The organism is Chitinasiproducens palmae (assembly GCF_900095735.1).
GTDB classification, from domain to species: domain Bacteria; phylum Pseudomonadota; class Gammaproteobacteria; order Burkholderiales; family Burkholderiaceae; genus Chitinasiproducens; species Chitinasiproducens palmae.
On record NZ_FNLO01000002.1, the window covers coordinates 417,225 to 435,788 of the forward strand.

Genomic DNA, 18,564 nt, shown 5'->3' on the forward strand with positions numbered 1-18,564 from the left:
GCATTGGATTTCGCTAGAATGCCATCATATCGCTAAATCCGGTCAATTTGAGAATGGCTCGCGTTTGCCTCCCTGGTTTTGACCTCGATCTTGATGCCACGACTCGACCTGCCGTCGTGCGACGCCTGCAGGTCGAGGATTACGATGCCGAGATTCCGGTGCATCGGCACCGCAAAGGGCAGTTGATTCTGGCGCTGCATGGCGCCGTCACCTGCTCGGTGGCCGGCGCACTCTGGATCGTTCCGCCGCAGTGTGGCGTGTGGATTCCGGGCGACATGCCACACAGCAACCGAGCCACTGCGAATGCGCGCCTTTGCTACCTGTTTGTCGAACCGGACATCGTCGCTCTGCCGCAAGCATGCTGCACACTCTCCATCTCTCCCATGGTGCGGGAAATGGTTTTGCACTTGGCAAATGCGCCGTTAGATTACGAACAGGACGGACATACCGGCCAGCTTGCACGCGTCCTGTTGGACGAACTGGTACTGATGCCAACGGAGCAGCTTTACCTGCCCGTCAGTGATCATCCGAAGATTCGCACGATGGCCGACGCACTCTCAGCCAACCCGGAAGATCGCAGCACCATTACGCAATGGGCCAATCGCCTGGCGTTGAGTGAGCGAACGTTGGCGCGGCTTGTCATCAAGGAAACCGGCTTGACGTTCGGTCGCTGGCGGCAGCAATTGCACTTGCTTGTCGCCATCCGCGAGCTTGCAAGCGGCGTATCGGTACAGCGCGTGTCCGAGAGTCTTGGTTACGAGTCGGTCACCGCGTTCATCACCATGTTCAAGAAAGCGCTCGGGCTCTCGCCCACCCGCTACTTTGCGGCGCTGACGCCAGGCCACGCCCGGGACGCTTAGTTCGAGAATGCCCCCTCGCGTCGGCATGCGCCATTCGGCTACATCGTCCGGCTTCCGACGACACGTCGCCGACACGCGCCGACACGCCCTGACACGCGCTGACAGCCCGGCCCCGCAAGACGACTCGACATCTCGATGTTTGGTCTTACTATCCAAAAATCGACAAGCACGCGGCGGCCGACAAGTTCTCAAGCGCTGCCATGGCGCGAACGGAGTTTCCCGTCGAATCCAGACGTGGCGACCACGCGCAGATCGTTCCTTGATTCGGAATGACTGCGATAATGCCCCCTCCGACGCCGCTTTTTGTCGGTAGCCCGATGGCGAACGCGGTTCTTCCAGAGTGTTCGTACGTCCCGGTCGTCAGCATCAACGCGCAGACTTGCTGTGCAGTGCGACGCGGGACGATCCGCTTGCCGGTTCCCGGACATATTCCCCGGTTTGCAAGAAACAGACTGGCGCGGGCAAGTTCCGTACAGGACGCCTCGATCGCGCACACTGCGCAATACGACCTTACGACGTCTGCCACCGGATTGGCGAAATTGCCATGTCCTTTCATCAGATAGGCGGCAGCGATGTTTCGGTCTGCACATCGGAACTCGCTTTCCGCCACTGTCTGGTTGTAGTCGACCTCGGCGCTTCCACTGAGCTCTCTCAAAAGCGTGACAATCGAAGATTCCATGCTCACATGCCTGCTGACCAAGCTGTCGGCGATGGCCAGAGCGCCGGAGTTCAGGAACGGATTGCGCGGGATCCCGTGCTCGAGTTCCAGCTCAACGATCGAATTGAATGGATTCGAGCTCGGAAACTGCCCGACCCGGCGCCAGATCTCATCGCCCCACGTCCTGTATCCCTGAACGAGCACGAACACCTTGGAAAGGCTTTGAACTGAAAAACGGTCGTTCGCATCACCGTAGCTGACGATTTGTCCATCGAGATTCGCCACGGCGATGCCGAACCGATCGGGCGCAACATCCCGCAGTGCGGGGATGTAATTCGCGACCTCTCCCACTCCCCGGCACGCCTCGGCGGCAGCCCCGGCGTCGTCGACGCGCTGCCGCCATGAGGTTTGAAAAGACGTCGTGGAATCCATGTGTGTCACCAGTCGACCATGACGAATCCCAACTTAAGCCTGGCGCGGTAGCGCCGTCTTGACCAACGTTAGCCAATACGAAATACCCGGTGCGATGATGTCGTCGTTGAAATCGTAGAGTGGACTGTGAAGTTGCTGGGATATCGGCATGTCAGAGGAGCAGTCGGTAGGCAATACGCCGTTTCCCAGAAACGCATAGCAGCCTGGCTTTTGCTGCAGGAAGAAGGAAAAATCCTCCGAGGCAAAAGACCGATCTATCTGAGCCTGCACTCGATCGTGACCGACCGTTGCCACCATCGCTTCAACAGCCTTTTGCGTTTCCCGATCATGATTGATCAGCGCAGGGTAGAGTCGATTGAAATGGAACTCTGCATCAACGGCGAAAGCGGCAGCGACGTTATCAGTGAGTGCGGCCATCCTGTTCTCAATGAGATCCAGGGTGTCGGAGTCAAACGTTCGGACCGTCCCGGAGAGGGTTGCACGCTCCGGGATGATGTTGTCGGCTGTTCCTGCGTGGATTTGCGTGACGGAAAGAACCGCCGCGACATTGGGATCGACGTTCCGCGAAAGAATGGTCTGCAGGGCCTGCGCGAGATGAACTGCCGCCATTACCGGATCGACGCTTTGGTGCGGTTGGCCGGCGTGCGAGCCCTTGCCTGACAGCTTGACATTGAACGTGTTGCTCGAAGCCATCAAACCGCCTTGCCGCACGCCGAACGATCCGGCGGGCAATCCGGGCCAATTGTGAATGCCGTAAATGGCATCGATCTTGAACCGCTCGAACAGGCCGTCGTCGATCATGCGCTTTGCACCAGCGCCCCCCTCCTCGGCGGGCTGGAAAACAAAGTGCAGTGTGCCGTCGAAGTCGGTGCTGCGACTGAGCGCCATTGCGGCACCGAGCAGGATCGCAGTGTGTCCGTCATGACCACATGCATGCATCTTGCCGCCGTGCTGTGAGGCGTGTTGGAAGGTGTTGAGCTCCTGCAAGGGCAGCGCGTCCATGTCGGCCCGCAACGCGATGGCCTTGTCCGACGTCCCTCTCTTGAGGGTGGCAACGACGCCATAGCCGCCAATACCCTCCTCGACTGACAGACCGTTTTCTCGCAGGATCTTCGCGACGAACGATGATGTGGCGCGTTCCTCGAAGCGAAGTTCAGGATGCGCATGGAGGTGATGTCTGATCTTGACGATGTGGGAATAGTCCGAGTGTGCTTCGGGGTTCATTTTTGCGATGCTCTCTGTCTGAGAGGACTCGACGCGCCAATCGAGCTTGACGCGCGTCCTTGGCTTTGGAACGTGTGACGGCATCCTGGCGTTCAGCGCGGCTTGCGACGGGCAAGAAAAGCAATCAGTGCGAGGCTCAGCAGCGCAGCCGCAGAGAGATAGACGCCAATGATGAGCTTGTCGCCAGAGGCGTGAATCAGGCTGGTCACGATCAACGGCGTCAGGCCACCGAAGATCGACACGCCGAGCGCATAGGAAGTGCCGACGCCGGTGGCTCTGTAGTGCGTCGGGAAAATGTCCGAAATCACCAGCGGTGCGCATGCCGCATAGAGGCCCAGGAAAAGCGAAATGATGGACTGAACAGTCACCAGCATGCCCAGACTCGGATGAGACGCGAGTATCCAGAAGAGCGGGTAAGCCAAGATGCCAGCGAGTGCCGAACCCCAAGCCATCGGCTTGAATGGGCCCACCTTATCGGCGAATGCGCCAACAATCGGGCAGACGACGACCAAGGTGGCACCGGACGCGATTTGTCCGACATAAGTTGCAAGAAGCGGCAGATGCAACTCGCGAACCGCGTAGGTGGTGAAATAGTTCGAGACCTGTGCCGCCACGGTCCAGAAAACCATGATCGCAATGCCAATCAGAATGCGGCCGGAATTCGTGCGAATTCCAGCAACAAACGAAATGGTGGTTTGTCGGCCTGTCGCGGCGGCGCGCTCGAACTCGGGCGTTTCGGGGATTGCCCGGCGAATGTACCAGCCTACCGGGCCAATCAGCAGGCCGGCGAGAAAGGCGATCCGCCAATAATCTGCCAGCAGTTTCTGATCGCCGAAGTATTGCGTGAGACACAAGCCGATAATGCCTGCAACCAACACGCCGCCGCCTTGGGCCACTTGCTGAAAGGAGCTGAACAGGACCCGATTGGACTTGGACGCACTTTCAATGAGCATCGCGACATTGCTGCCGATCTCCCCGCCAGCAGAGAAGCCCTGGATCAATCGTCCGAGAACCAAGATGATCGGCGCCGCCAGGCCAATCGCTTGATACGTCGGGCAGATTGCCGGGACCAGCGTGCCGAATGCCATCATCAGCAGCGTGAAGCTCAAAGCCCGTTTGCGGCCGACGCGGTCCGCGTACCGCCCGAGAATGAATGCGCCCAGCGGCCTGACGACAAAACCCGCCGCGAACGTCATGAACGTCAGCATTAGCGCGACGTATTCGTCACCAGCCGGAAAGAAGGCCCTCGATATTGGTACAGCAAAGATCGCGAACGCAAGGAAATCATAGATTTCAAGCACGTTTCCAACGGTCGCCGCAATGATGGTGCGACGTTGTCTCGCGGCAATTGAATCTTCCGAAAGCTCGGAAGTTACGCTGTTTTGCATCGCTGTCTCCTTCGGTTTTTTTTGAACTGCTGCCGCAGTGTAGGCTGCCGGCCCTATAATCAAAAATACCGTTTGTAGATAGAAGATATGCTTGGTAGGCATAGCGCAGATGATCGATTTACGCCACTTGCGGTACTTTCTCGCCGTCGCCGAACACGGAAGCATTGCGGAGGCGGCCCGGCGCCTGCACGTAGCCCAACCTGCGCTGAGCCGGCAGATGCGGGAACTGGAAGGGCAGTTGGGATCGGCTCTGTTCGAGCGAGGCGTCAGAGGGATAAGCCTGACAACCGCCGGAACGCAATTCCTATCCGACTCGAAGGCGATCTTGGCGGATTTGCGGACGGCAACGGAACGTGTGTCCCGTGTAGCAGAAGGAATGGAGGGCGCCTTGCGGGTGGGAATCGCGGCGAACTACAGTTGGCACCCGACGATACTGGACTCTCTTAGGCGATTCGCTGCCGACGCGCCGAAGGTCGCAGTGATGCTGGAGCCGACCCTATCTGCTCGCCAAATCGCCAGAATCGTTCAGCACGAGCTTGATGGCGGCTTTCTTACCTGGCGCTATCTGCCTCACGACAAAACTGACATCGAGGGTCTGACTGAAATCCAGCTTTTCGAATGCCACCTCAAGCTCGCATTGCCTCGCGGCAGCCACCTCGCGACGGCAATTCCCAAAAAGCTTTCCGCACTTCGCGAGGAGCCATGTATGTGGTTTCCGCGCGAGACCGCGCCCGCATACGATGACTTTCTGACGTACCAGTGCCAGCGAGCGGGTTTCTCGCCCAAAAAAGTGCAGATCGGTAGCGATGTTTTGACGATTCTCGGCATGGTAGCGGCCGGGATGGGGTATTCGATCGTTTCCGATGTTTCGATACATACCTGCCCGAAGGATGTGGTGCTGGTGGATCACCCTGAGCTCGATATGACGCATCCCGTGTCGTTTGTGTATCGCACGAACGATAGCAACCCCGCGCTACGCAGGCTCGTCGAATGCCTCAAGAAAGGTTGATGCCGTCGGAGGCCCGCCGTGTCGCTGTGACCGGCACGCCGCGTCGTCTCGGCGGAGAACAGATCGGCCACATCGCGATCGCGGAAAGACGACAGAGCGCTGTCGGTTTCTTCGACTATGACTTGCGGAAGCCCTTCAGCAGAAACAACGTCGGCAGTTGGCGCACCATGCTGATGTCGGCATGCTCGACCGGTGATACGGCACGAACCGCAACGATGGCGCCGAACCGCTGCCGCGGCTTGATCGCAGCTCGTCGATTCGAGGCGTGCGCGGCCGCCCGCTTCGCAAGCCCAACACCGTCCACGCCGACCACCGCTCCGACTGCGACCCGCACCGCCGCCGGTGTCGCGAGCGCGGCAGCAGATCAGTCATCGCTAGGTACCGCACCGAACAAGGCGACGAACACGGCCGTGGCCTCGGTGATTCCGTCGGGTCGTTGCACGCACTCAGTCGTGGCTTCACCGTTTCAGCCGTGGCATTCGCTTAGACTGCCGCTCCGACCTTCGCGGAGCATTCGCCGAAACGACCTGCTCACGCTGCTGCGGGAACAGCTACGGCCGAACGAGCGGCCGATTCGAACTGGCCCTTCAGTGTCGCAATAAGCGGAGTCCAGCAGGCGCGGCAATGCCGGCGCGAGTCGAGGGGCCCCCTGTCCTACGAGCTTAGTGGAGCAAGTTGGCGCAGGCCAACCAAGATCTTCTGCTATGCATTGGCTCGATTACGGGCTTTTGAAGAAACGGTTACCCGGCCGGGGCAGGCCGAGATGGTCTCGCAGCGTCGTACCCTCGTACGCACGACGGAACAGCCCCCGCCGTTGCAACTCCGGCACGACCTTGCGCGCAAAATCGTCGAGCCCTTCCGGCAAAAATGGAAACATGACATTGAAGCCATCACTGCCCTCTTCCTCCAGCCATTGCTGCATTTCGTCGGCGATGTCGCGCGCCGTGCCGATCATCTGCAAGCCCGAATAGCCGCCGAGCCGCTGCGCGAGTTGCCGCACCGTCAGCTTCTCGCTGCGCGCCAACTCAATGACGCGCTCGCGCGAGCTGCGGCTTGCGTTGGTCTCGGGAATCTCCGGCAACGGGCCGTCCGGGTCGAACGACGACACGTCATGACCGAGCGCGATGGACAGCGATGACACACCACTTTCGTAATGGACCAAGGCATCGAGCTTCGCACGCTTGTCCTGCGCCTCACTGCGAGAATCGCCGACCACGACGAACACGCCTGGAAGAATTTTCAGATGATTGCGAGGCCGACCGAGCCGTTCCCGCCTCTCTTTCACGTCGCCATAAAAGCGCTTGCCTGCTTCCAGCGAGGACTGCGCGGTGAACACCACGTCGGCCGTTTCCGCCGCCACCTGCTTGCCCGCTTCGGACGAACCGGCTTGCACCACCACCGGCCAGCCCTGGACCGGACGCGCAATGTTCAAGGGCCCCCGCACCGACAGATACTCGCCCTTGTGGGCAAGCACGTGCAGTTTCTCCGGGTCGAAGTACAGCCCGCTTTCGACATCGCGCACGAATGCATCGTCGGCCCAGCTGTCCCACAGGCCCGTCACCACGTCGTAGAACTCGCGGGCCCGGCGATAGCGCTCGTCGTGTTCCAGATGTTCGTCTCGGCCGAAGTTCCGGGCGGCATCAGGGTTCGACGTCGTCACGAGATTCCAACCGGCGCGACCATTACTCAGGTGGTCCAGTGACGCAAACCGGCGGGCAATGTGGTACGGCTCGTCGAACGTAGTCGACGCGGTCGCCACGAGGCCGATGCGCTCCGTCACGGCGGCAAGCGCGGATAGCAGGGTGAATGGCTCGAAAGAGGTGGCGGTATGGCTGCGCTTGAGCGCATCCACCGGCATGTTCAACACGGCAAGATGATCGGCCATGAAGAACGCGTCGAAACATGCGGCTTCGAGGGTCTGCACGAAGCGCTTGAGGTGAGCGAAATTGAAGTTCGCGTCGGGAAATGCACCGGGATAGCGCCACGCGCCGGTATGCAGGCTGACCGGACGCATGAATGCGCCGAGATGAAGCTGACGGGATGAGGTCATGACGGCATCGCTCCACGAGTCGAGAATCGATACCTTAGAGCAACACGCACAAGCTCGCTCACCGATGACCTGGCAGGGTCTTTACCTTACCCCGTCCCACGCGTGGCAAACACTGCGTTGAGCGAAACGCCACGCTGGACCGGCTACGCCAGAGAAAGCGCCACCGCCCGCGATGCCAGTCACGTATGCGTCCGCACACTCACAGTTTCCCGCAGGTCGCGTCTCATCGCCTTTATCCCGTCCGGCGAAGAATGGTCGCGGAGGCTGCGACATGACGATCGCGCCGATCACCTCTGCCGCGGACGATTTCAACACCGTGCCGCATGCGCGGATGCGAGACCCGTTTTCGTGCAGACCGGTCGCGACACGTTCGGCCTGCCCCAGCTTCAAAGCTTTCCAGACGCGCGCCACGTCCACGCCGTTCTGTGCGATGCGCCGACCAGCAGCGCGCAGGCAACGCCTTGCGGTCAGGCACGGATGGATAGATCAGTAGCAGCGTGCCCGAGACAGTCGTGTGTTACGACCCACCCGGAGGCGTGTCATTGAACGGCATGGACGCTATGACGTCCGAACGCGAATTCGAGCATCGGGCGATCAGTACCGGAAAAACAAGGTCCGCCTGCCGGTTCAATCATGCCGGTCGCATGGCCTCTCAGCAGTCGCTCCGCCTCGCGCCGTGGCGAACCGGACGAACCGGACGCACCATTCGTCAAGAGCGTCAGCGGGCTCTCTGCCGCCCACTGGTAACGGTCGCCGCGCGTCCGCTCGACTTACCGATATGCCGCGAGCGCCTGTAGCGAACGATGCACCGTAGTGGCAGGCCAACCCACCGCCGCCACTTCGGCACGCGACAGCGCATCGATCACCTCCTGCAGCACCCCAGCACTTGCAGCCGACGCCCAAGCGGACCGGGCTCAGCGTCCGGAACATCGTTGACCACGGCGTCGCCCGTCTTCTCTTCCGTTATCGAGGCCTTCGTTGTTGCCTCCCTGTCGTGGGCGCACGAACACAAACGGTTCGCCGTTCGGCAACCACTTTTGATTTCCAAATAACACTTCGAGAGCTTTGCTTATCAGAAACGCATGGTTTGACAACCGCGCGTTTCTCAACAAAATGCAGAAATCTTCCGGTATTCGGAATCTTTTTTCCATAAATGCAGCCAGCCACGTTCGGAGCAGGACACTGGCCCGCGTCTGTGAGCGCACGGTCGCCATTGTTGCCGGCCGTCAAGGCCGCTTGCCACCCCTCCATGAGCAACCGATTCCTCTCCACCGCCACCGCGAGACCCGATGCACAGCCCCTCGCAGACCGGGCACGCGAGGCGCTCGAGCGGGCGCGATCCCTCGCGCCGAAGCTGCGTGAGAAAGCGGCAGTACGCGACGCTGAACGTATTCTCCCCTATGACGCGCTCGCGCTGCTGAGGGAGCATGACCTGCTAGGCCTTCGCACGCCAGTGAGACTCGGCGGAGCGGAAATCGAGTACGGCGATGTGGTTCGCGTCATCGCCGAACTCGCGCGCGGCGATTCGAATGTCGCGCAACTACTGATTCCGCACTACGTCTATCAGGAACGCATGCGCCTGATGGGCGACGAAGCCATCAAGCAGCGCATCTGGCGGCAGGTGGCCGAAGGCGCGTTGATCGGTAATGCATCCACCGAACGTGGCAGTGCCCGTTCAGGCGAGATCACAATCCAGCTCGCGCCGAACGGCGCGCACTACCGTTTGAGCGGGCGAAAATTCTATAGCACGCCGACGCTGTTCGCAGACCTCGTGTTCGCAACCGTGCTCGATCCGCAAGATCGCATCGTCTATGCGATCCTGCCGACCGACCGCGAAGGCGTCACGCGCGTGGACGATTGGGACGGCGTAGGCCAGCGCGTGACCGGCAGCGGGACGACGATCTTCGAAAATGTGCGGGTCGACGCGGACGAAATCGTCGTGGTTGGCGACTGGATGAAGCGCCGTCACTACACCAGCTCCGGCGCGCAACTTCTGTTCGCCGCCGTGAAATCCGGCATTGCACGCGCCGCGCTCGACGACGCACGCGACTGGGCACGCGACGGCGCGCGTCCCTCGCGCACCACGCAGGTCGAACATGTGACGCTCGATCCTTATGTGCAAGCGCTCGTCGGAGAACTGTCGACGGCGGCCCTGAGCGCGCAGCTTGTGCTCGGTCATGCAGCGGACGCGTTGACCGTCGCAAGCCACGCCCAGTACGAGGACCTTGCGTCCGACGTGCTGGAAGCCGTGCTCGTGGACACATCCGTGAAAGCCGCTCAAGCGCAACTCGCCACCGAACAGGCCGCGTTGCTGGTAGCACAGAAACTCTTCGACGTGGGCGGCACCTCGACCGCACTGAAGCGCCATAACTTCGACCGTCACTGGCGCAACGCCCGCACGCTCAGCCTGCACGATCCCATCGTCTACCGCAGCAAGGCGATCGGCGCGCATCTGTTGCGCGGCGATGCTCCGCCGCTCGGCTTTACTTACTGATCGGCGCGCAGCGCTACGCTTTCCATGACCCACGTCTATACGCCTTCGATTGCCGACGACACCGGCCTCAGCCCCCTGGAGCGCGTTCGTCAACAGCCCTTCAACCTGGGCCTGTTTCTGCCCATTCAGAACGGCGGCTGGTCGATTTCCACCCTGCCGCGCTCGACCGACTGGCGTTTCGACTACAACGCCCGCCTGACACTCCAAGCCGAAGCGCTCGGCTTCGATCTGGTGTTCGGACTGGCGCAGTGGATGCCGAAGGGTGGCTACGGTGGCCAGACCAACTTTCGCGAGGTATCGCTGGACAGCTTCATCACGACCGCGGCGCTATCTGCGATTACGCAGCGGATTTTGTTGATTTCGACGATCCACGTGCTGTACGGCCCGTGGCATCCGCTCCATCTCGCGAAGATCGGCGCGACGCTCGATCACATTTCCGGCGGACGCTGGGGCGTCAATCTCGTCACCGGCCATATCGCCGATGAAGCGCGCATGTTCGGCCAGACGCGTGAGGAACACGACGCGCGCTACACGCATGCGGCCGAGTTCGTCGAGATTCTCGATCGACTTTGGCGCACGGACGCGAACATCTCTTTCGAAGGCAAGCACTGGACGCTGAACGACGCGTTTGTGTCGCCGCGGCCGCTGTACGGCCGTCCTATTCTGATCAACGCGACCGGTTCCAAGGCGGGCTTCGCGTTCGGCGCGAAGTACTCGGATTTCGTGTTCATACCCAGCCCGGTCGGCACGAAACTCGAACCCACGCTCGCGGCGTTGCCGGCATTCACCAACGGTTTGCGCGCCGCCGCGGCCGCTGAAGGTCGCGACGTCCGGCCAATCATCAACCCGACCATTGTCAGCGCGGCCACCGACGATCTTGCGCATGCCCGTTACGCGGAAATCCGCGCGTCCGAGGACACCGTGGCCGCCAATAACTTCAACGCCCGCATGAGCCCGAAAACCGGTTCAAGCGATGCCCACGCGTGGAGCAAGCACGCGCGCGAGGCAGGCGACCGCGCGGTGGGCGGCAACATGCATCTGGTAGGCAGTCCTCAAACCATCGTTGACGGCTTCATGCGCTTGCGAGACGCCGGTTGCGGCGGCGTGCAACTCACATTCTTCGACTTCGAAAAAGATCTCGCCCACTTCGGCGCCCACATCCTACCGCTGATGCGCGACGCGGGCCTGCGGCTGTAAGTTCGGCTCCGATCCTCGATACAGGCAATGTCCATCCGATGAACACCCTATCTCAACGGCACGCGCTGCAAAGCGTGCTGCCGGGCAGTGACGAATTGCGCTCGCTGGTACACGATATTTCTGTCACCGAGCAAAAACGCGAGCGCGACACGGCCGCGACGCGCGATGTGATCGAACGGATCCGCGCGGCGGGCCTCGGCCTGTTCCGTCTGCCTCTGTCGCAAGGCGGAGCGGGCGCGACGCTGTCGCAGGTCTACGAACTCGTGCTCGATCTCGGCGCCGCCGATTCCAACATTCCCCACATTCTGCGCAATCACTTCGCGTTCGTCGAAAAGGCCAGGCGCGCCGCGCATCTGCCGCAGTATCAGCGCTGGCTCGAACGGGTGCGCGCGGGCGAACTGTTCGGTCTCGGCGCAAGCGAGATCGGCACGCAGAACGTGGGCGACGGCGACGGCAACACACGGCTGCTGCCGCATGGCAGCGCCTTTCGTCTGACCGGCAAGAAGTATTACAGCACGGGCAATCTGTATTTCGATCACATCATCGTCAATGCGAAGACCCCCGATGGCCGCTTCGTGGCGGCTCGCGTGGGCACGCGCCAGCCAGGGGTCGACGGACAGGACGACTGGGACGGCATCGGCCAGCGCAATACCGCCAGCGGCACGACCGTTTTCACCGACGTGGAGGTGGATCCACGTGACGTGCTGCCGCTCGAAGAAGACGTGCGCATGCCCCATCAGGCGACATTCGCGCAGCTTTGGCTGACGACAATCATCGCGGGCATCGTGCGCCGTATCGCTGCGGACGCGACTCAACTGCTCGGCGGACGCGAGCGCAACTACTACCACGCGAGCGCGCCGCGCCCCGCCAACGATCCGCTGCTGCAACAGGTGGTCGGAGAGTTGCAGAGCTCTGCGTACGTTGCCGAAGCCGCGGTGCTGCGCGCCGCCGTGACGCTTGGAAACGCCTTCGACTCGTCGCTCGCAGGTACGCCCGACGAAACGTCGTATGTGGAAGCAGCATTGCAAGCGGCGAAATCGAAAGTCGCCATCGATGACCTTGCATTGCGCGCGGCCACGCGTCTGTTCGACGCGGGCGGCGCTTCCGCCGCGCGGGAAAGCGCGCGCTTCGACCGCCACTGGCGCAACATCCGAACCCTCTCCTCGCACAACCCCGTCGCCTACAAGGCGCGCGCGATCGGCGAGCACGCAGTCAACGGCGTCCCATTGCCGCGCGCGGCGTTCTTCTGACGCCGTTTGAGATCAGACATTCACAGGACTTTCTGCCGATGACCCGTACCGTTTCCCCCGAGCAGCTGCGCAACCTGATTGCCAAGCGTGCCGAGCTTGCGATTCTCGACGTCCGCGAAGAAGGTGTGTCCGCACGGCGGCGGCTGTTCTATTCGTCGGTAGCGCCCGTCGGCCGGCTTGGCCTTCAGATCAGCCGGCTAGTGCCGCGCACCGGCACCCCCGTCGTACTGGTCGACACGGACGGCGAATATACGACGCGCGCAGCCGAACTGCTCGCTCGCTGGGGCTATACCGACGTCGCGATTCTCGCAGGCGGCGTGGAAGGCTGGGCGCGCGCGGGTTTCGAAATCTTCACTGGCACGAACGTACCCGGCAAGGCGTTCGGGGAAGTGATCGAACACCGGTTGCAGACGCCGAACATCGATGCTCGCGCGCTGAAAGCGCGCCAGGATGCGGGCGAAGATCTCGTCGTGCTGGACTCGCGCCCCTTCGGCGAATTCAACACGATGAACATCCCAGGCGGCATCGATTGCGCGGGCGCTGAACTCGTATATCGCGCGCTGGCCGCCGCGCCGTCACCGGATACGCTGATCGTGGTGAACTGCGCGGGCCGCACGCGCAGCATTCTCGGCGCGCAGTCGCTCATCAACGCGGGCGTGCCAAATCCGGTCGCCGCACTCACCGGCGGCTCCATGTCCTGGCTGCTCGAAGGGCTCACGCTCGAACACGGGCAGCTGCGCACCGCGCCGCGCCCGGACGCTGCCACCCTGCAGCAGGCACAGACACTCGCGGCGGCCGCGGCACGCCGTGCGAACGTGTCGATCGTCGGAAGGGACACGCTTGCCAGGCTCGAGCGGGAAAGCGACACGCATGCGCTCTACCGCTTCGACGTGCGCGATCCGCTCGAATACGAGGCCGGGCACCCGGCGGGCTGGCGCTCCGCCCCCGGCGGCCAGCTCGTCCAGGCCACCGACGAATACGTCGGCACGCTGCACGCGCGTGTGGTGCTGCGCGACGACGACGGCGTGCGTGCCCGCATGACCGGTTCCTGGCTCAAGCAGTTGGGCTATCTCGATGTGTACGTGCTCGACGACGCGGCGAGCGCGGAGCTTGTCGCCGAGCAGTACGAAGCGGGCGCCGAACCGCGTGCGGTGCGCCCGCATGGCGCGCGCACGCGCTGCATCGAAGCGGACCAGTTGGCGCGCCTGCTAAAGGAAGAAAAGGCGCAGGTAGTCGATGTCGACAGCAGCCTCGCGTTTCGCCGCAGCCATGTGGAAGGGGCAGTGTTCATCGCGGCGAGCGCCTTGCGCGCGCGTCTGGGCGAGGTGGCCAGCAAAGGCGATGTCGTACTGACGTCGACGGACGGCTTGCTCGCGGGCGTCGTCGCAGCAGAGCTCACGGACACGTTTCCCGGCATTGCGGCGCTGATTGGCGGCACACAGCGCTGGCACGCGCTGGGGCTGCCACAGGCGTCGGGGGACGCCGGCAATCTGACCGGTGACGACGACGCGTGGTACAGCCCGTACCACGCCGAAACGAGCCGCGTCGGCGAGCAGATGGAAGCGTATCTCGCGTGGGAACTGCAACTTGTGGCGCAAGTGGAGCGCGATGCCATTGCTTCGATCGACGTGCTCGACTTCGATACGGCGACGGCGGCGCTGAGCCGGGAGCGGCTGGCCGCCAAGCGCTGACGCGCGGTTCGCGCTGGTGACTGGCGCGGCCGGCAAACAGGCGGGGGCCACAAGAAACAGGCCGGCCGCTGCATCCGGCATTCACTTGCCGCGTCAGCACGCCACCGAAAGCTGTACCGCAACGAAGACCATCATGAGTACACGCCGCACGCTGCACCTGAATACTAATATTTCGGGCCTCGGCCGTCATCCGGCCGCATGGCGCAAGGCCGACAATCCACGCGCGATCACCGATCTCGCGCACTTCACCGAGATTGCGCAAACCGCCGAACGCGGCAGGCTCGACGCCGTCTTTCTGTCCGACATGGTCGCGCTGCGCGGTCATGCGGCGGGAACCTGGCAATCGCTCGAGCCGACGGTGCTGCTCACCGCACTCGCCGGTGTGACGCAGTCCGTCGGGTTGATCGGCACGGCCTCGACCACGTTCAACGATCCGTACAACCTCGCGCGGCGCTTTGCATCGCTGGATCATGTGAGCGCCGGACGGATTGCGTGGAACGCGGTGACCACCTACGACGCCGACGCGGCAGCGAACTTCAGCATGCCCGCCCCTCTGGACAAGGAGACGCGTTACGCACGCGCGGCGGAATTTATCGAAGTGGTGGAGAAGCTGTGGGACAGTTGGGAAGACGGCGCGCTGGTGGCGGACCGGACGAGCGGTCTGTATGCCGATCCGGCGCGCGTGCACGAGATCGCCTACGAAGGTCAGTTCTTCCGGGTGCGCGGTCCGCTGAACGTGCCGCGCAGTCCGCAAGGGCGTCCAGTGTTGGTGCAGGCGGGGGGCTCGCCGACAGGCGTCGCGCTGGCCGCACGCCATGCGGACGCCGTCTTCACCTCGCAGACCACGCTGAAAAGCGCGCAGGCGTTCTATCGCGAGATCAAGGCGGTTGCGGCCGGACACGGACGCAACCCTGACCATCTGCTGATTCTGCCTGGCCTTTATCCGGTGATCGGCGGCACGCTTGCAGAAGCGCATCAACGCAAGGCGGAACTCGATGCGCTGCTCGACCGCAGCGTCGAACTCGCCAAGTTCGCCGGCACGTTGGGCCTGAAGCCGACCGATCTCGAACTCGACGCGCCGCTACCCTACGCGCTGATCGACACGGGCACCCGAACCGACGTCTCGCACGGCTTCATCCGTTCGACAGTGCTGCTCGCGCAAGGCGAGAACCTGACCGTGCGCGATTTGCTCGATCGCAATCCGGGCGCGCACCGGATGATCGTGGGCACGCCCCAGACCATCGCGGACGATATCGAAAGCTGGTTCCTGCAACACGCAGCGGATGGTTTCAATCTCAACGCGGATACGTTCCCGTCCGGCCTGGCGGATTTCGTCGACCATGTCGTGCCGATTTTGCAGCGCAAGGGAATTTTCCGGCGCGACTACGACGGCACGACGCTACGCGAGCACTACGGCCTGCCACGTCCGCCCAGCCGGTATGAAGCCGAGGCCGCCTCTCTCACGACTTCCGCCTGACGGAGCAACGCGCACCTCATGTCCACCAGAGAAACGACGCTCAGAGAATCGCCGGCCCCACGCGTTGTCAACGCGTCGGCCTGGCTGCCCGCGATGCGCGAACCTGCATTGCGCGCGATCGTGCCATTGCTGTTGCTCGCGTGCTGGCAATTGGCCGTCTCGCGCGGCCTTGCGAGTGACTTCGTGCTGCCGCCGCCCGCCTCCGTGCTGGCCGCCTACCGCGAACTTTGGCAGTCCGGCGATCTGCAGGACGCCCTGAAAATATCCCTTGCCCGCGCGGCGCTCGGCCTGTTGATCGGCGGCGGCATGGGTCTCGCACTGGGCACGGCCGCAGGACTCAGCAAGAACGCGGAACGCGGCTTCGATACCGTGCTGCAAATGCTGCGAACCATACCGTTCATCGCGCTAGTGCCGATCTTCGTGGTGTGGTTCGGCATTGGCGAAATCTCGAAAATTGCCCTGATCGCGGGCGCCGCGCTTTCGCCGATGTACCTCGGGACCTATCACGCGATTCGCGGCATCGACCCGAAACTGCTCGAACTGGGCCGCACGTTCCGCCTTTCGCGAGCGCATCAGATTCGCCTTGTCATCCTGCCGATGGCGCTGCCGGGCATGCTCGTGAGTGTGCGCTATTCCGCGGCGATCTCGCTGCTGGCGCTGGTGGCCGCCGAGCAGATCAATGCCAACGCGGGCATTGGCTATATTTTGAACAACGCGAACCAGTTTCAGCGCACGGACATCATCATCGCGGGCGTTCTGGTTTACGCGGCGCTCGGCATTCTCGTAGACGGATCGCTGCGCCTGCTCGAACGGAAGGTTCTCGTCTGGAGGGGACCCCGTGTCTGAACCCGCTGCCCCGTTGCACGACGACACCGCTCGCGTGGTCGCACGCCTGTCCGGCGTTAGAAAGCGCTACGGCGAAAATACCGTGCTCGACAACGTGGACTTCACCGTCCGCCGCGGAGAATGCGTCGCACTCGTCGGTCCGTCGGGAACCGGCAAGACCACCGTGCTGCGTCTGCTCGCCGGGCTTGAGACCGTCTCGGGCGGCACGACCGAGATTACATCCAGCACGTCAGTCGTGTTTCAGGAACCGCGTCTGATCCAGGCGCTGCGAGTCTGGAAAAACGTGCTGCTCGACGACGCACACCGCACCGGCGCCCGAACGCGGGCCGAAGCAGCGCTGCGCGACGTTGGACTCGAGGACAAGCTGACGAGCTGGCCCGTCAGTCTCTCGGGCGGGCAGGCGCAGCGCGTGGCGATCGCGCGGGCATTGCAGCGCAATCCTGAACTGATGCTGCTCGACGAGCCGTTCAGCGCGCTCGACGCCTTCACCCGCCGCAGCATGCAAAGCCTGGTATCGAGCCTGTGGGCGCGCTACGGCTTCGGCTTGGTCATCGTCACGCACGACCTGGAGGAAGCGCTGCTCCTCGCGGACCGCATCGTGATTCTCTCGCAAGGGCGCATTCACCACGAAATGCGCGTCGAACTGCCGCGCGAACGCGACGTTACGTCCGCCGAGTTCAACCTCCTCAAACGCGCACTGCTGTCCAGTTTCTCTCTCAGCATGAGTTGAACTCGTCATTCACGGTTCTTCGACCGCTTTCTTTCACTCGATCCATTCCAAACAAAACATGTCTCGAATAAAAAACGCATTCGCCAGCATCGCCATGCTGATTGCCGCGGCCACGCTGACGCAGGCGGGCCCCGTCCGCGCGCAAACGCCGCCTGATCTGAAGGGAACCAAGCTGGTGATCGCGTATCAGGACCCGGCTTTTCCGGCGTTGATCCGCAAATCGGGGGTGAGCGACTCCACGCCCTACCAGATCGAGTGGGTGTTGCTGACCGGTCCCGCCGCGAATCTCACGGCGTTGTACGCGAACCGGATCGATCTCGGTCATATGGGGGATACGTCGCTCACCATCGAACAGGCCAACGCCCGCGCGGAATGGACAAAGGATTCCGCGCCGCTGCACATCGTCGCCGCGTGGCGCAATGCGTATTCGAAGGATTACCCCGCCGCCGTGACCGCCGCGCGGACCTCGGCGAACATCAAAACGCCGAAGGACATCAAGGGACACAAGGTCGGCTACAACTACGGCGGTTACGCACATGCCCAGTACCTCGCGGCACTGGTCAAGGCCGGGATAACCGAGAAAGACATCGAGCCGATCAAATTCGCCGACGCGGCAACGTCGGCCGCCGGGTTCAATGCAGGTGAGGTCGACGTGGTGTCGGGCGGCATGGGGCCGATTCTCAACACCATCAAGTCAGGCGCGGGCCGCGTGCTGCTGACCGATCGCGACACGGGCATTCCCGCGCTGAACGTCTGGACCACTACGTCGAGCGTGCTGAAAGACCGTACCAAGGTCGCCGCACTGCAGGATTTTTTCTCGCGGATGTCGGGCTATTGGGCGTGGCATGACGCGAACCGTGATGCGGTGGTTGCGATCCTGAAAGAGACGCTCAAAGTCTCCGACGAACGTGCCGCGTTCGAGTATCACGTGCGTAGCGGCGCTTTCGTCAAGTTCGACGCGGGACTGATCGGGCAGGAACAGCGCGTCGCCGACATTCTTTTCGACGGTCGCGCGATCAAGAAGAAGGTGAAGGTAGACGTGGAATACGATCCGCGCTTCAACGCCGCCCAGAAGGCGGTGTGGCCCGTCAGGTCGGCGCAATAACGATCTACAGCGATCGACAGCGACCGATTACGGCCGATTAAGACCAGTAACGATTAGTGACGATGGGCTCCGGGCAACGCGCCCGGCTTTCGTCTCTCGGAGGCCGGGGGCGTCAGCAAACGCATCCGGCTCACACACGGCGGCCGCGCCTGG

Annotated in this window: 14 protein-coding genes; 10 read left to right on the forward strand and 4 right to left on the reverse strand. The window is 62.5% G+C overall.

The window, feature by feature from the left end; translation table 11 throughout:
- Window positions 1-53 precede the first annotated feature (53 nt).
- The gene (locus BLU54_RS04915; RefSeq protein ID WP_091905470.1) at window positions 54-860 is read left to right on the forward strand and encodes an AraC family transcriptional regulator; all 807 of its coding nucleotides are present in this window, start codon (window positions 54-56) and stop codon (window positions 858-860) included.
- A gap of 148 nt (window positions 861-1,008) precedes the next feature.
- On the opposite strand, the gene BLU54_RS04920 is transcribed toward BLU54_RS04915, so the two are convergent.
- From BLU54_RS04920 to BLU54_RS04930, 3 genes are all read right to left on the reverse strand, one after another.
- On the reverse strand, window positions 1,009-1,950 hold the full coding sequence (locus BLU54_RS04920) for a glutaminase (protein ID WP_091905473.1): 942 nt from the start codon (window positions 1,948-1,950) through the stop codon (window positions 1,009-1,011).
- A gap of 33 nt (window positions 1,951-1,983) precedes the next feature.
- Entirely contained in the window at window positions 1,984-3,174 is a 1,191-nt protein-coding gene (locus tag BLU54_RS04925; protein WP_091905476.1) for a M20 aminoacylase family protein, read from the reverse strand.
- Window positions 3,175-3,266: 92 nt separating this feature from the next.
- The gene (locus tag BLU54_RS04930) at window positions 3,267-4,562 is read right to left on the reverse strand and encodes an MFS transporter (RefSeq protein ID WP_091905479.1); all 1,296 of its coding nucleotides are present in this window, start codon (window positions 4,560-4,562) and stop codon (window positions 3,267-3,269) included.
- Between the two features lie 109 nt (window positions 4,563-4,671).
- Between BLU54_RS04930 and BLU54_RS04935 the strand changes: the two genes are divergently transcribed.
- On the forward strand, window positions 4,672-5,571 hold the full coding sequence (locus BLU54_RS04935; RefSeq protein WP_235837793.1) for a LysR family transcriptional regulator: 900 nt from the start codon (window positions 4,672-4,674) through the stop codon (window positions 5,569-5,571).
- A gap of 718 nt (window positions 5,572-6,289) precedes the next feature.
- Here BLU54_RS04935 and BLU54_RS04945 read toward each other — a convergent pair.
- Window positions 6,290-7,621 carry an LLM class flavin-dependent oxidoreductase gene (locus tag BLU54_RS04945; RefSeq protein ID WP_091905484.1) on the reverse strand — a complete coding sequence of 444 codons (1,332 nt, stop codon included), beginning with the start codon at window positions 7,619-7,621 and terminating at the stop codon, window positions 6,290-6,292.
- Window positions 7,622-8,870: 1,249 nt separating this feature from the next.
- Between BLU54_RS04945 and BLU54_RS04950 the strand changes: the two genes are divergently transcribed.
- The 8 genes from BLU54_RS04950 (at window position 8,871) to BLU54_RS04985 (ending at window position 18,411) form a co-directional block, all read left to right on the forward strand.
- Window positions 8,871-10,115, forward strand: coding sequence for an acyl-CoA dehydrogenase family protein (locus tag BLU54_RS04950; protein WP_170845023.1), 1,245 nt, complete (start codon window positions 8,871-8,873; stop codon window positions 10,113-10,115).
- Window positions 10,116-10,139: 24 nt separating this feature from the next.
- Window positions 10,140-11,312, forward strand: coding sequence for an LLM class flavin-dependent oxidoreductase (locus BLU54_RS04955; protein ID WP_091905491.1), 1,173 nt, complete (start codon window positions 10,140-10,142; stop codon window positions 11,310-11,312).
- 38 nt (window positions 11,313-11,350) lie between these two features.
- Window positions 11,351-12,562, forward strand: a complete 1,212-nt coding sequence (locus tag BLU54_RS04960) for an acyl-CoA dehydrogenase family protein (RefSeq protein ID WP_091905494.1) — start codon at window positions 11,351-11,353, stop codon at window positions 12,560-12,562.
- A gap of 38 nt (window positions 12,563-12,600) precedes the next feature.
- Window positions 12,601-14,253, forward strand: a complete 1,653-nt coding sequence (locus BLU54_RS04965) for a rhodanese-like domain-containing protein (protein ID WP_091905496.1) — start codon at window positions 12,601-12,603, stop codon at window positions 14,251-14,253.
- 133 nt (window positions 14,254-14,386) lie between these two features.
- Window positions 14,387-15,730 carry an LLM class flavin-dependent oxidoreductase gene (locus BLU54_RS04970; protein WP_091906011.1) on the forward strand — a complete coding sequence of 448 codons (1,344 nt, stop codon included), beginning with the start codon at window positions 14,387-14,389 and terminating at the stop codon, window positions 15,728-15,730.
- An 18-nt stretch (window positions 15,731-15,748) separates the two neighbouring features.
- Window positions 15,749-16,576: an ABC transporter permease gene (locus BLU54_RS04975; RefSeq protein WP_091905498.1), complete on the forward strand. Its 828-nt coding sequence runs from the start codon at window positions 15,749-15,751 to the stop codon at window positions 16,574-16,576.
- The gene (locus tag BLU54_RS04980; protein WP_091905501.1) at window positions 16,569-17,306 is read left to right on the forward strand and encodes an ABC transporter ATP-binding protein; all 738 of its coding nucleotides are present in this window, start codon (window positions 16,569-16,571) and stop codon (window positions 17,304-17,306) included. The genes BLU54_RS04975 and BLU54_RS04980 overlap by 8 nt, the downstream gene beginning before the upstream one ends.
- A 58-nt stretch (window positions 17,307-17,364) precedes the next feature.
- Window positions 17,365-18,411, forward strand: coding sequence for an ABC transporter substrate-binding protein (locus tag BLU54_RS04985; protein ID WP_091905504.1), 1,047 nt, complete (start codon window positions 17,365-17,367; stop codon window positions 18,409-18,411).
- Window positions 18,412-18,564 lie beyond the last annotated feature (153 nt).

What these genes read in the sequence shown, in the direction of transcription:
- BLU54_RS04975 (WP_091905498.1), top strand. Translation starts at nt 15,749, where the DNA reads ATGTCCACCAGAGAAACGACGCTCAGAGAATCGCCGGCCCCACGCGTT.
- BLU54_RS04920 (WP_091905473.1), bottom strand. Translation starts at nt 1,950, where the DNA reads ATGGATTCCACGACGTCTTTTCAAACCTCATGGCGGCAGCGCGTCGAC.
- BLU54_RS04925 (WP_091905476.1), bottom strand. Translation starts at nt 3,174, where the DNA reads ATGAACCCCGAAGCACACTCGGACTATTCCCACATCGTCAAGATCAGA.
- BLU54_RS04960 (WP_091905494.1), top strand. Translation starts at nt 11,351, where the DNA reads ATGAACACCCTATCTCAACGGCACGCGCTGCAAAGCGTGCTGCCGGGC.
- BLU54_RS04945 (WP_091905484.1), bottom strand. Translation starts at nt 7,621, where the DNA reads ATGACCTCATCCCGTCAGCTTCATCTCGGCGCATTCATGCGTCCGGTC.
- BLU54_RS04970 (WP_091906011.1), top strand. Translation starts at nt 14,387, where the DNA reads ATGAGTACACGCCGCACGCTGCACCTGAATACTAATATTTCGGGCCTC.
- BLU54_RS04950 (WP_170845023.1), top strand. Translation starts at nt 8,871, where the DNA reads ATGAGCAACCGATTCCTCTCCACCGCCACCGCGAGACCCGATGCACAG.
- BLU54_RS04930 (WP_091905479.1), bottom strand. Translation starts at nt 4,562, where the DNA reads ATGCAAAACAGCGTAACTTCCGAGCTTTCGGAAGATTCAATTGCCGCG.
- BLU54_RS04935 (WP_235837793.1), top strand. Translation starts at nt 4,672, where the DNA reads ATGATCGATTTACGCCACTTGCGGTACTTTCTCGCCGTCGCCGAACAC.
- BLU54_RS04915 (WP_091905470.1), top strand. Translation starts at nt 54, where the DNA reads ATGGCTCGCGTTTGCCTCCCTGGTTTTGACCTCGATCTTGATGCCACG.
- BLU54_RS04965 (WP_091905496.1), top strand. Translation starts at nt 12,601, where the DNA reads ATGACCCGTACCGTTTCCCCCGAGCAGCTGCGCAACCTGATTGCCAAG.
- BLU54_RS04985 (WP_091905504.1), top strand. Translation starts at nt 17,365, where the DNA reads ATGTCTCGAATAAAAAACGCATTCGCCAGCATCGCCATGCTGATTGCC.
- BLU54_RS04955 (WP_091905491.1), top strand. Translation starts at nt 10,140, where the DNA reads ATGACCCACGTCTATACGCCTTCGATTGCCGACGACACCGGCCTCAGC.